The 12,526-nt window shown below is 40.4% G+C and carries 10 protein-coding genes; 4 read left to right on the plus strand and 6 right to left on the minus strand.

Annotated elements, in window-relative coordinates:
• Nucleotides 1-414 precede the first annotated feature (414 nt).
• Complete coding sequence (locus AACW45_RS35980; RefSeq protein WP_190539858.1) at nucleotides 415-687, plus strand: GlsB/YeaQ/YmgE family stress response membrane protein; 273 nt, start codon at nucleotides 415-417, stop codon at nucleotides 685-687.
• A gap of 344 nt (nucleotides 688-1,031) precedes the next feature.
• On the opposite strand, the gene AACW45_RS35985 is transcribed toward AACW45_RS35980, so the two are convergent.
• Together AACW45_RS35985 and AACW45_RS35990 are read right to left on the minus strand one after the other, a co-directional pair.
• Entirely contained in the window at nucleotides 1,032-3,029 is a 1,998-nt protein-coding gene (locus AACW45_RS35985) for a tetratricopeptide repeat protein (protein WP_339381940.1), read from the minus strand.
• 226 nt (nucleotides 3,030-3,255) lie between these two features.
• Nucleotides 3,256-4,308, minus strand: coding sequence for an aromatic ring-hydroxylating dioxygenase subunit alpha (locus tag AACW45_RS35990; RefSeq protein WP_190630525.1), 1,053 nt, complete (start codon nucleotides 4,306-4,308; stop codon nucleotides 3,256-3,258).
• A 143-nt stretch (nucleotides 4,309-4,451) separates the two neighbouring features.
• Here AACW45_RS35990 and AACW45_RS35995 point away from each other — a divergent pair, with 143 nt between their 5' ends.
• The gene (locus tag AACW45_RS35995) at nucleotides 4,452-4,928 is read left to right on the plus strand and encodes a YbjN domain-containing protein (RefSeq protein ID WP_096642404.1); all 477 of its coding nucleotides are present in this window, start codon (nucleotides 4,452-4,454) and stop codon (nucleotides 4,926-4,928) included.
• A 9-nt stretch (nucleotides 4,929-4,937) separates the two neighbouring features.
• The gene (locus AACW45_RS36000; RefSeq protein ID WP_190630526.1) at nucleotides 4,938-5,666 is read left to right on the plus strand and encodes a lipoate--protein ligase family protein; all 729 of its coding nucleotides are present in this window, start codon (nucleotides 4,938-4,940) and stop codon (nucleotides 5,664-5,666) included.
• Nucleotides 5,667-5,697: 31 nt separating this feature from the next.
• Here the strand turns inward: AACW45_RS36000 and AACW45_RS36005 are convergent, their stop codons facing one another.
• The 4 genes from AACW45_RS36005 to AACW45_RS36020 all read right to left on the minus strand — a co-directional run bounded on the left by AACW45_RS36005 (nucleotide 5,698) and on the right by AACW45_RS36020 (nucleotide 10,058).
• Nucleotides 5,698-6,327, minus strand: a complete 630-nt coding sequence (locus tag AACW45_RS36005) for an HD domain-containing protein (RefSeq protein WP_190630528.1) — start codon at nucleotides 6,325-6,327, stop codon at nucleotides 5,698-5,700.
• Between the two features lie 279 nt (nucleotides 6,328-6,606).
• Entirely contained in the window at nucleotides 6,607-7,062 is a 456-nt protein-coding gene (locus tag AACW45_RS36010) for a PIN domain-containing protein (RefSeq protein WP_190539846.1), read from the minus strand.
• A 274-nt stretch (nucleotides 7,063-7,336) separates the two neighbouring features.
• The gene (mltA, locus tag AACW45_RS36015; RefSeq protein ID WP_190630530.1) at nucleotides 7,337-8,602 is read right to left on the minus strand and encodes a murein transglycosylase A; all 1,266 of its coding nucleotides are present in this window, start codon (nucleotides 8,600-8,602) and stop codon (nucleotides 7,337-7,339) included.
• 136 nt (nucleotides 8,603-8,738) lie between these two features.
• Nucleotides 8,739-10,058 (minus strand): proton extrusion protein PcxA, encoded by a 1,320-nt coding sequence (locus AACW45_RS36020; protein WP_190630532.1) that lies wholly within the window; start codon nucleotides 10,056-10,058, stop codon nucleotides 8,739-8,741.
• 78 nt (nucleotides 10,059-10,136) lie between these two features.
• Here AACW45_RS36020 and AACW45_RS36025 point away from each other — a divergent pair, with 78 nt between their 5' ends.
• Nucleotides 10,137-12,314 (plus strand): recombinase family protein, encoded by a 2,178-nt coding sequence (locus tag AACW45_RS36025; RefSeq protein ID WP_190630534.1) that lies wholly within the window; start codon nucleotides 10,137-10,139, stop codon nucleotides 12,312-12,314.
• Nucleotides 12,315-12,526 lie beyond the last annotated feature (212 nt).

Genomic DNA, 12,526 nt, shown 5'->3' on the forward strand with positions numbered 1-12,526 from the left:
TTTACAATTTCAGTAATTATAGTATTGATGCTGAAGCCATAGCTCGTCAGAGTTTCTGTCAAGATATATTTATTTAAAATTCCCTAGTCAAGCAGGTTAACAATACTTTAGAAATACGAGAGCTTAATTCTTAAAGTAGAGGAGAGGCGTAACCATAAATACATATACTACTATTACCAAGCAATAATTTTATAAGCCCCTAGTCTTAGACCTACTAGGAGCTTTTTCTTAAAATTTTTCCCTAGTGAATTTAAGGCTTATGTCGAAAGATATAGCCGAGATATAGACAAGATACAGAAAAGATTTTCTGATTCTTTAGATATATCGATAAATAAGGCTAATGGCAGATTAGTTACTAGTAAGAAAATTGTTAATGTTTGATTGTTGGTAAACAAACTTTATTCAATCAAAACAATGAACATTATTGCTTGGCTACTTTTAGGACTGATTGCTGGTGCGATCGCAAAAGCTATTTATCCCGGTCATCAAGGTGGTGGAGTCCTTGGAACTATCATACTGGGAATTATTGGTGCATTTATTGGCGGTAGTTTGGCTGTATTCTTTACTACGGGAAGGTTGGCATTAGCCGCTTCAAGTCTCAGCATTCCTGGTATCATAGTTGCGGTTCTTGGCGCAATTATCGCCGTTTTCTTGTGGAATTTGTTGAACCGCAGCAGCGCTGCATAGAAACCATAGAACCTTAGATTGTGAATTAATTATTAGTAACCCCCAGGGAGTCTAGTTAGCTAGATATTTAGATATTATTTATCCCTGGAATTATATGAAAAATGTAGCACCTACCTAAATAGAGGTAGGTGCTATTAATAATTTAATAGTCATTGGTCATTTGTCATTTGTCATTTGTTATTAGACTTCGTGCAAAAGTCTTTATTCTTTCCGTCTTCTTTGCGCCTACCCTGCGGGAACGAATCCGTCGAATGCGACTTTGCGTGAGCTTTTCACACTCATACTCAACAAAGCCAAAATATTTATGCAAGAAGTCTATGAGTCACTGGTAATACTTACTTAAGTTACTGTGATAATTTGTTGATGTGATCTAGAGAGTATTGATAATATTTGGTATTTCCTTGTGCTTGATAGAGGCTAGCTGCTAATTTGTAATCTTTAATCGCATTTTGTTTGTCGCCTGACTTTTTATAAAGATTAGCTCGATTGTAGTAAGCATTAGCATATTTAGAATCAAGCTCAATCGCTTTGTTATAGTCCTGGAAAGCGCCTGAATTATCTCCTAAGTCCTCACGGACTATACCGCGATTGTTATACGCATCTACATATTTAGGGTTAAGTTCCAGGGCTTTATCGTAGTCTAGGAGAGCGCTTTTTTTATCGCCTAAGTCATTACGCACATTAGCCCTAGTATAGTAAGCAAAAGTATATTCAGGATTAAGCTCAATTGCTTGATTATAATCTAAAATTGCGCCTTTTTTATCACCTAAATCATCGCGTACATTACCCCTGGCATAGTAAGCAGCAGAATATTTGGGGTTGAGTTCAATGGCTTTATCATAATCTTTAAGCGCACTTTTTTTATCGCCTAAGTTATTGTGAACTAGACCCCTTCCGTAATATGCAAAACCATATTTAGGGTCAAGCTCGATTGATTGATTATAATCTTGTAAAGCATTTTCCTTTTCGCCTAAGTCATTGCGAACTCTGGCTCGATTGTAGTATGCAAGTGCATATTTAGGATTAAGGTCAAGGGATTTATTGTAGTCTTCTATAGCCCCTAGTTTATCACCTAAATCATCGCGGACGTTACCGCGATTATTATATGCAGCAATATATTTAGGGTCAAGCTCAATTGCTTTGTTATATTGTTCTAAGGCTCCTTCATTATTGCCTTCTTTACGTAGTTCGTTACCACGCTCATAGTATTGAGTTGCTGTAGTGAGTGAGCCAGCAGCAGGAGAAGCAGAATTTGAAGTTTCTAATGCGGGAGTATTTGTTAATTGTGTCTGGCTGGAAAGTTGCAATAACTTATAACCGAGAAAACCCAAAAAGAGAGTTATCAAAATCCCGATTCCTGTTAGCAACTTGTAATTGTTTTTTGGTGATGGAAGTGGGGGTTCTGTATTGATTGGTGTGGTTACGGTGATGGTGGGATTTACTTGATTTACTTGTAAATCTGCTAAAACTGCATCTGCTGTTGGATAGCGTTGGCGAATATCTTGTTGCAGCATTTTATCTAAAATATGCCCTAGTTGATGACTGACAGTTTTTCCTTGCGCAGCCATTACATCTCGCCATGTCCAGCGTTGCTGTTGAGGATTGTACAGTAAATTGGGAAAAGTACCAGTGAGCAGATGAATACAAGTTGCACCTAAAGCATAAATATCACTCGCTGAATAAGATTCGCCATAGGTCATTTGTTCTGGTGGCGCATATCCGACAGTTCCAACCGTGGTACCGATAGACATGACTGTACCGCTAAGTTCTTTAGAGATACCAAAGTCAATCAATATCAGTTCGCGATCGCGCCGACGCATGATATTCTCTGGTTTAATATCTCGGTGAATAACATCATGCTCGTGGATAAACTTTAAAGTCGGTAGCAATTCTGTCAATAGTTGCCAAATTTGCTCTTCAGTATAAGTTCCCTGTTGTTGTAACTCTTGAAGTAAATTCTGTCCGTCGATAAATTCCTGGACAAAATACAAACGTTTGTCTTGTTCGATGTTTGCTAACAGTCGCGGAATTTTACTAGACTTATCCCCCAGTGTATCTAAGGTTGCTGCTTCCCGGTTAAACAATTCCACCGCTTTTTGGTATGCTGTGGGGTTATTAACAATCTGTACTGCTGGAAAGAACTGCTTAATTACACAGCGCTTTTTCGATGGGGTACGTTCATCCACCGCTAAGAAATTTCGCCCCATTCCGCCAGCACCAAGTAACTTAGTCGCTCGATAGCGATTATCCAATAGGAGACTAGTACCGCAAATTAGGCAAAATTTTGTATCCTCTGGGTTAAAAGTCGGGTTTTGGCAATCGGGATTGAGGCAATAGCTCATACTGGTGTTTGGGGGCATACTAGTAACTATTTTGCCTCTAATTAAACAGTACCAGCCAGGTTTTTATCGGAAAATAATTATTAATCTTAAAGTGGGCATGGGGCATCCCTTCGGCTTCGCTCAGGGCGGGTGGGTATTGGGCATTGGGCTATTGAGTTCTCCCCTGCTTCCTCTGCTTCCTCTGCTCCCTCTGCTTCCTCTGCTGACAAAGCGATGGAATATTTTTTTAGTTGGAAGTCTCAAACTGGCTGCGCATCAATTTTTGCACGCTGACTAAAGCTCGGTTTAACTCATAGTTGCGTCTATCTGGATTTTGTAAATAGACTTGTTGTTCTTCTTCAATCATTTTGACATCTTGAACTACTAAACCATCAAGTAGTTTTTGGGCTGCACCAAATAAGCTATCTTTAACAAAACGGCGAAACCAAATTGGTAATTTGTGTAACCGCCAAAACGCATTTAATGATGTGAAGTGTATTAAATAAGCTTTGGTTTGGGTTTCGTTGATGGGACAAAGTAAGCAGTAAATTTTAAAATCTTGCCCCAATTTTGACGCCCAGTGGGGATAAATATAACTCACATCTAAGGGTTCGGGATGTAAGCGGCGTAAAGCGGGAAAAAATAATTGGGAGATAGACCAAATTTTATCGATTTTATAATAACTCTGGGCGGTGTAATGGGCATCTACGCGATGATTATCTTCATCGATGTCTTGTAAAGCTGCTTCTGCCCAGGCTTGTAAATCCTGATGTAAATGTCCGTGATACATATCCATCAGGTTTTCAATTAAATAAGAATAATGAGCCTGACAATTAATAATTGAAACTGTGGCAATATAATTAAGATGATCCCACTCTGGTAAACCCAGGGGTTCTACTGTTGGTGTGTTATCTCCCAGAAATAACCAGATAAAACCGTCTTGTTCTTTGACTGGGTAGGAACGAATTTTACAACTGGGTAGTTTTTGATTCTCTGCGAGGTAGGGAACTGCTGCACATTCACCGGATGAGTCAAAGCGCCATCCATGATAGGCACATTCTAATTTACTACCAACAACCTGCCCATGACTGAGTTTAACTTGGCGATGGGGGCAACGGTCTTCTAAAGCGTGGATTGTGCCCTGATTATCTCGATAAAGTGCGATCGCCTGTTGCCAAAGTACCACACCTAGAGGTTTATTTGTGACTTCGCTACTTTGAGCAACTACATACCAGTGATTGGGATTAATACCTAACTGACGAATATCGCGATTTTGCACAGTGTGGGAAATGGAGGACATAGACTCGCTTTTTCTAGGTGTCTCTAGTCAAAATTGATATGGCTGAAAACCAGACTATCACTTTCGGAAGCTCTAAATAGCTGCTTTTGGCGCTATAAAGTAGGTGGAAATAACACAGTAACCATTTTCAGGAAAAAATCTGTATGACAAGCTACCAAGAAACCTTAACCAGCAACGAAGTTAATGATTTGATTGTGGAAACGGCGACGATTAACCACGTAGAAGTAATTGAAAATGTCATCGATAGCTTGGAACAAGATGACAGCGCAATGGTTAGCCGCAACCCAGATGGTAATTATCTGTGGAAGTTTAAATACGGCAGTGTGGAAGTATTTGTCCAACTCAGTGGTACTAGTGATGAAGATACCATAACTGTCTGGTCGGCGGTGCTGAAGTTACCTGTGAAAGATGAACCGCAATTATTACGGTATTTATTAGAATTAAACTGTACAAGCACTCTCGAAGCACGTTTTGGGATTATTGAAAGCCAAGTAGTGGTAATTTCTACTCGTACCTTAGCAGAAATTTCGCCTGGGGAAGTCTCGCGGTTAATTACCATTGTCGCCACGATCGCGGATGATAACGACGAAGCTTTACAATCTAAATTTGCTGCCCTTTAAAGAATTCTGATGTATAGCAAGCAGGTTTGGCGACTAATTCCTTTGCTCAAAGCTGCTGGTAACGTGCAAATGGCTATTGATTCTTGGTTGTTAGCACAGCACCAGTCAGGAAAACACCCTCCAACTCTGCGATTTTACACTTGGTCGCCAGCTGCTATTTCTTTGGGCTATCATCAACGCGAATATCCCCAATTTTGGGATAATATCATTTGCCAAGGTGAAAAACTAGATATAATCCGTCGCCCTACTGGTGGGAGAGCAGTTTTACACCAAGGTGATTTAACTTATGCTGTCGTCACATCGGGATTAAATGGCGATCGCCTGCAAGCATACCAAAAAATTTGTCAGTTTTTGATTCATGGTTGGCGATCGCTCGGCGTAGAATTGCAATATGGTACGGCTGGACGCGGTTATATTCACAACCCTAACTGTTTTGGTACGGCTACAGGCGCAGATTTAATTTTACCTAACGGTGCAAAACTCATTGGTAGCGCTCAACTGCGGCGTGGTGGAGCAATTTTACAACATGGTTCTATTCGCTTACACCAAGATGCGGAACTGTTTAGCCAAATATTTGATGCAGAATCTTGGACACAAGTGCAATTACCTCCCAGTTTAACTGAGGAGGTAATTATGACAGCTTTAATGGCTGCTGCTAGTCATTGTTTTGATATCGAGTTAATTGTCGAACCCCTATCTCAATTAGAGTGGGAGGAGATTTTAGGGGCTAGGGGCTAGGGACTAGGGGCTAGGGATGAGGGGAGGAAAATCAATTATACCAATGCCCTATGCCCATTTTAAAATCAGGCGTTTCTTGAAGATAGCCGGCTGCTACACAATCATCAATTAATTGCAGCACAAACGGCCAAAGTTCTGGTGCGCCTGTTTCTACGGGTGATACTCGTTTCATAACTTGATCCCGTCTAATACCATGAATGCGCCATGTACCACCTTGGGTTTGCTGGTTGTGCAGTAAAGGTTGTATCCGATCTAAAGCTGCGGCAAACTTAGCAGTGGGTGTTTCTCCGGCTTCAAACTCATCCCAGAGTAAACGCAATTCGTTACCTATATCTGTTGGTAAAATTCCAAATAGCCGCGCTGCTGCTTGTAATTCTTTTTCTGACTTATTGTAATTAGCTTGCACATCATAGCAGAAGGTATCACCTGCATCAATTTCTACCAAATCATGAATTAATAGCATTTTCATGGCGTGGAAGATATCAACTTCTGCGGGAGCGTATTCTGCTAATGTCATAGCCATGATTGCTAAATGCCAAGAGTGTTCTGCACTGTTTTCTCGACGCGAACCGTCGGTGAGGAGTGTTTGGCGCAATACTTGTTTGAGGCGATCGATTTCAATAATGAATTCGATTTGTTGCGTGAGTCGGTTAGTTTCCACCTATTTTTTATCAATGCTACCTTAATCAGGTTATACCAATTCAAAATTCAAAATTCAAAAATAAAAAAACCTGCATCAGCAGGCTAATTATATACACTTACATCAACAATAGACTTCTTACCTAAATATTGTCGCCGTGTTGACTATAGGACTCATATTTGATTTTTGAAATACACGTAGTTAGGGCTATGCCGCACAAAACCCAGATATGGTGGGCAATGCCCACCCTACAAATACTAACTGACAAATGACAAATGACAAATGACAAATGACTACTGACTACTGAATCAACTTTTCCGTAGATGTATATTTAAGTTCTAAATTGGCTCTCACCCATAAATCTGCTGTTGACCAAATATAAAACTTATTGGGCGCATCAGCAAAGTTTTCGCGTTTATGGGTGACTATTGCATGTAGGTGACGATGACTAACACAGGCTAATTCAACAGCAGATTCAAAATCTTTGAGAGTTGATGACCTGGCCTGTTGTAAAATTCGGTTATCAATCGGGCAAATTTCGATTTTTTGTTGCAAACAATTCACGACTAATTTAGCCACTTTTGGATTTTGTAAACAACTAATATAGTTATAGATTTTCTGCCAGCCCACATCTGTAATATATACGTGAATTAAAGGATGAATTATATCTAATAATTTACCAACATCTTCAACACAATCATGGCGATTCATTAAAGCTTCTAAAATTAAATCTGCATCCACCAAAATTTTTAGCACTTTATAACCCCTAATATAGAATAATCAAATAATGAATACCATAAGCAAAATGAACGCATTTAGTTAAATACATCTCTTTTTTGGCGAGGGATTTTGCAAATGCGTTTAAATTGGTATGACGCGAAATTATTTATTTGGTTCCAAAGTTTAGGGAATAAATAAATTAGCAACAAATACTTATTGTGATGATTATGTGATTTATTTTTAAATACTTAGTATGCAAATTTTGGTGGTTAATACATACAATATCATCAGCTAAAATGCAAGTAAAAATTTATTTTGGCGGTTTTAGTAGTAAATAAAATAATTGTCCATTACCGACTGTGACACCAGCGCGATCGCCTGCTAATTTACCTGTACCTAAAAAATAATCTACCCTTCCCGCACCTTTAATTGCACCGCCTGTATCTTGATCGAGTACGTAACGACTGACGACTCGATGCTCTAATTTACCTTTCTCATCAGCAAAGGGAAAATCAGCCCTAATTAATGCTAAAGCACCAGGAGGCATTAAAGATTTATCTGTAGCAATTGAACGTTCGGCGGTGATTGGTTGTCCGATTGAACCCTGTGCTGGTGCGCCTTTTGTTTCTTGAAAAAAGACAAAGCTGGGATCGCGAGGAATATATACGTTTAATTCTTGGGGATACTTTTGAAAATAATCGAGAATAATGGGCATAGTCATCCCTTCTAATGGTAATTTCCCATCATTCGCCAGTTCTCGTCCTATGCTTTTGTAGTTATAGGCGATATTACCTGCGTAACCGATGCTGGTTTTTGTACCATCAGTTAATTGCAGTTTTGCTGAACCTTGAATTTGTACCATGTATGGTTCGAGGCGATCGCGAAACCAAAATAATTCTAATCCCCGTAATTTCCCCTTGGAACCTTGTAAACCATCTGCACCTTCGAGTTCTAAGCGTGTCGGGTGGGGTAAACTCCAGGAAGCTAAATCGGGAGGTGCTTTGTAAACCGGATAGCGGTATTCTGCTGTGGGTACGCGACTTGCAGTGTACAGTGGTTCGTAATAGGCGGTGTATAATACAGAACCTTTACTATCTCTACCAATTGACTGATAATAGACAAATTCTTTGGCGATCGCTTGATGTAGTTCGGTTGGGGATTTTGCTGTGAGTAACAATTGACGAAAGCGCAGCAAACTTTTGTAAACGCGATCGCGTGTAATTCCTGGTATTTGATACTTTTTATAAGCCGCATCTGCTCTAGTCGTTTGCAGATAGCGTAAACTGCGATCGATAGAAGTTAACAGCGCCTTTTTATCCCCAATTTTACCGTTTTCGCCTTGATATATCGCCTCATCAATACAAGAGCGATCCTCTACACAACAAGTAACAGGCGATCGCGCTATTAATACAGGCGTTTTTTGAGTAGTATTCTTAGTAAATAATCCTGGTAAATGCCACTTTTTAAGTTGACATTCTGGCGCACTTAATGGTCGATACCCTAATGAGGGAATTCTGACTAATAAGATTAAAAGTATAACAGGTAAACTAGTTAGATAAATAAATTTAAATTTCATTTAAAGTAAGTCGGCGTAACAAAAATACATTGCTCAGAGACGCGATGAATCGCGTCTCTACAATTGTCTTCCTTCCATGCCCAATGCCCACCCGCCCTGAGCGAAGCCGAAGGGATGCCCAATGCCCCATGCCCCTCTACTCATTCATGTTATGATATGTTGCCACTGCTGAAGGTGAAATTCGGTTCAGGTAGCGGAAAATCCAGTATTTGAAAATCGTATCTAAAATCACCGGAAATGTAGCAATAAATAAGAAGATAAAATCACGATTTGCTGGTAATCCCCAATGGCGTGATAAACCTTCTAAAATTACTTCCCAACCATGCGGGGAGTGAAACCCGACAAATATATCGGTAAACAAAATGATAATAAATGCCTTGGCGCTATCACTCAAACCATAAACTACATTATCGAAAAATTCTTTGATAATGGCGATAGAAGGTTTACTGACTAACAACAGCCAAATAAAAGCACCTACAGAAAAAATATCGGAAAATACATTTTTAATCGCATTAGCGCTTTCTTCTTTGAATTCCTCAGCCAGTTCGCTGGCTTTCTCATGCATCTGAGTTTCTACTTCTTCAGATGATAAAGGTGGTGCGTTGCTAATGAGACTTTGAAATTTAATTTTTTCTTCAAATCTTTCTAACTCTACTAATGCTTCTTCTTCCATTTCCGGGTTCAGAAAAATTTGCACTGTTTCCGAACTTCTAAATTTTTCCACTAGCGGCCCCACTACCAAAGCTTTTGCTAATTGGTGAGTTAAAAGTGGTACAATTACTAATAATAAAAGAAACCTAATAGATATAATTGTGCGGCGTTGAGCTTGGCGAAAGTTTTGAACTACATCTTGTTCGGAATTAGGGTCTAATTCAACTTGTAATCGAGTGATGGTACTTAAAATTGACCTGGGTAATATACCTGTTGTATTTGCTTTTCCCTGGGGTTTTTTAGCACCGTTATTCGCTAGTTTTGGCGTTACTGGTTGATTAATTGTTAAATCAGTTTTACTCTGGGGAGGTTTATCGACAACAAATAGAGAATTTGGCTCATTTTCATTAAAGGTATATTTGGAGATAATTTGATCAATGAATTTTAGTTTTTCTAAAATTAATGACAGTTCTGGATATTCTACACCTGCTTCTTGAGCAGCGTTTTGATTAGCTTCGTTTAAAAACCAACGGCTACTTTTAAACTCTGTCAGTCGCATTCTGGCAATTTTTAATTGCTGCTTTAGATCGGTTTGAAAATAATCCATGACATTATGACTGTACATGGTTGATAATGGCTCTATTTTATTACCATTAAAATGTTGATCTTCTAAGTTTTTAATTTTTAAGGCTGCGTTGTAAGCTTCATCTAGGGAACGTTCTGGGGTGCGTAAGTACCATCGGTAAAGCCCTAATAAAAACGAGTAAATTTTTTGACCAAAAACAGAGTTTTTCATCGTTGGCAATCATCCAGCATGATTTGGTGATTCTTAACCTTAAATTAACGCACGAAGTATACTAACAAATCTACAAGGAGAGGGTTTGTGGCTTTAGATTCGCTTTGGATTGTTGGTGGTAGCCGTAGTGGTAAAACTGCTCGTTTAGTTGGGCAGTTATGCAGCTGGTTACAAAATCATCATCAGGCTATTGACTCATTTTATACTAACCACAAAAATAAAAGAAAAGGCAACTCTGTACAGAAAAGCTGGGAACTTCGACAAACTGAACCGGGAGTTTTGCTGTTAGCTGCTAACGATGATAACCGCAGAGAATTGGGAGATAGAATTGTTACCGCGACATCGGGTAAATTTCCGGTAAGGGCGAAGACACCTTTAGGATTCTTTCAGGATGAAGTGATTTTATTTTGGCCGTTGCTGATACAGTCGTTACAGCTAAACGCCCAATTTCCGGTGAGATTGCGCCCAGAAACCGAACAGGAACTAGCAACTAAATTGTGGCGATCGCATTTAGACGCAGAAATTTTAAAATTGGTGGGGATGAGTGAGTACCGACTGGTGCGGCGGATTCTCGACTTCTTGCAATTAGCAGCATATAGCGGTGAAAAATGCGATCGCATATCCGCAATTTTAGCAAGGGGATTGGCAGATAACCCAATTAATTTAGAGCCGGAATTTCTCGCCTCTCTGCTGCTAGACTGGCGCGATTGGTGCTTACACAGAGGATTGCTCACCTATGGGATTATTACCGAACTCTACAATCACCATCTCTTACCCAATCCACAATATCAACAGCATTTAGCCAAGCGCTACCAAGCAGTATTAGCCGATGATGTTGATGATTATCCCGCGATCGCCCGCAATTTATTTGAGTTCTTACTAAATCAAGGTGCTGTCGGCGCGTTTAGTTATAATCCTGAAGGTGCAGTACGCTTGGGATTAGGCGCAGATCCCGAATATTTAGCAGAATTAGCCGATCGTTGTCAGGAAGAATCTTTAATCAGCCCGCCGCGAGAATCCTTAGCCATTAACTTAGCTAGCTCAATGGTAGAATTAGCCACCCAACCAATGGCAATCTTGAGCTTACCAGAAACAGTACAGTCAATTCAAACGACCTCCCGCGCCCATTTATTGCGCCAAACTGCGGAGATCATCATCAATGCAATTAAATCCGGGGAAGTAGAACCGGAAGAAGTAGCTGTCATTGCACCTGGTTTAGATGCGATCGCTCGTTATACTTTAATTGAAATCCTCAACAAACAAAATATCCCTGTAGAAGCCCTCAACGATCAACGCCCTTTAATTAGTTCCCCAGCAATTAGGGCATTACTCACCATGCTGGCTTTAGTTTATCCCGGTTTAGGACGCTTAGTAGACCGAGATGCGGTAGCCGAGATGCTGGTGGTATTAAGCCGCAGACAAAAACCAATAGATTCCGGCGAACTCAGCACAGACATCGATCCGGTACGCGCTGGCTTAATCGCCGATTACTGCTTTGAACCCCACCCAGAACGCCCGAATTTGCTACCCGTCAACACCTTTGAACGCTGGGATCGCATTGGCTATGCAGCGACTACCGCCTACAACGAAATCTTACAATGGATTGAAAAACAGCGATCGCAACAAGAACAGCGATTAATTCCTAGCCCAATTTCCCTACTATACTTAGCAATTCAAGACTTTCTCTGTAAAGACAATAACCCCCCCTACGATCAACTAGCAGCCTTGCGGGAATTATTAGAAACAGCCCAACATTACTGGGAAATTAACACCAGACTGCACCAAAGCCAAAGTAAATTACCCGCACTCAGCCCCATTGAATCCACCATTGCCGAATTTATCCAACTACTGCGCCGGGGTACAATTACCGCCAACCCCTATCCTTTACGCCCCATAGGCTCCGCCAGAAAAGCTGTCACATTAGCTACCATCTTCCAATACCGTTCTAGCCGGAGATTTCATCGTTGGCATTTTTGGTTAGATGCGAGTTCCCCACTCTGGGCGAAAGGTGGTGCAGCCACATTATATGGTGCGCCCTTATTTTTACAATCAAGATTAGGAACGCCTTGGACAGCAGAAGATGAGAAATTAGCCGAAGAACAAAGATTACAAAGAATTTTAACCGATTTACTATCCCGCGTATCCGAGAAAGTTTACCTATGTCATAGCGATTTAGCAGTCAATGGGCAAGAACAAATCGGCCCCTTGTTACCCTTAGTTCATGCTTGTATCACCGTTAATTCTCAGGCGGCGGTTACAGTTTAATTGTAGGGCATTGGCACTGCCATACCCTGAAATCAGAATCACACCAATTAATTGTAGGGGCATCGGCATTGCCGTGCCCTGAAGCGCAATCTATATATATTAGTGTTTTTATTTAGGAACTTCCAAGAAATAAATTATCCAATCTTGTGGGGTGGGCAGCGTTCGACTGAGCGCTCACGCCGAAGTCTTGCCCGCCTTTGACTATGGGCGGG

Source organism: Calothrix sp. FACHB-168 (genome assembly GCF_963889195.1).
Taxonomy (GTDB): Bacteria; Cyanobacteriota; Cyanobacteriia; order Cyanobacteriales; family Nostocaceae; genus Aulosira; species Aulosira anomala_A.

What these genes read in the sequence shown, in the direction of transcription:
- AACW45_RS36000 (WP_190630526.1), top strand. Translation starts at nt 4,938, where the DNA reads ATGTATAGCAAGCAGGTTTGGCGACTAATTCCTTTGCTCAAAGCTGCT.
- AACW45_RS35990 (WP_190630525.1), bottom strand. Translation starts at nt 4,308, where the DNA reads ATGTCCTCCATTTCCCACACTGTGCAAAATCGCGATATTCGTCAGTTA.
- AACW45_RS35985 (WP_339381940.1), bottom strand. Translation starts at nt 3,029, where the DNA reads ATGAGCTATTGCCTCAATCCCGATTGCCAAAACCCGACTTTTAACCCA.
- AACW45_RS35995 (WP_096642404.1), top strand. Translation starts at nt 4,452, where the DNA reads ATGACAAGCTACCAAGAAACCTTAACCAGCAACGAAGTTAATGATTTG.
- mltA (WP_190630530.1), bottom strand. Translation starts at nt 8,602, where the DNA reads ATGAAATTTAAATTTATTTATCTAACTAGTTTACCTGTTATACTTTTA.
- AACW45_RS35980 (WP_190539858.1), top strand. Translation starts at nt 415, where the DNA reads ATGAACATTATTGCTTGGCTACTTTTAGGACTGATTGCTGGTGCGATC.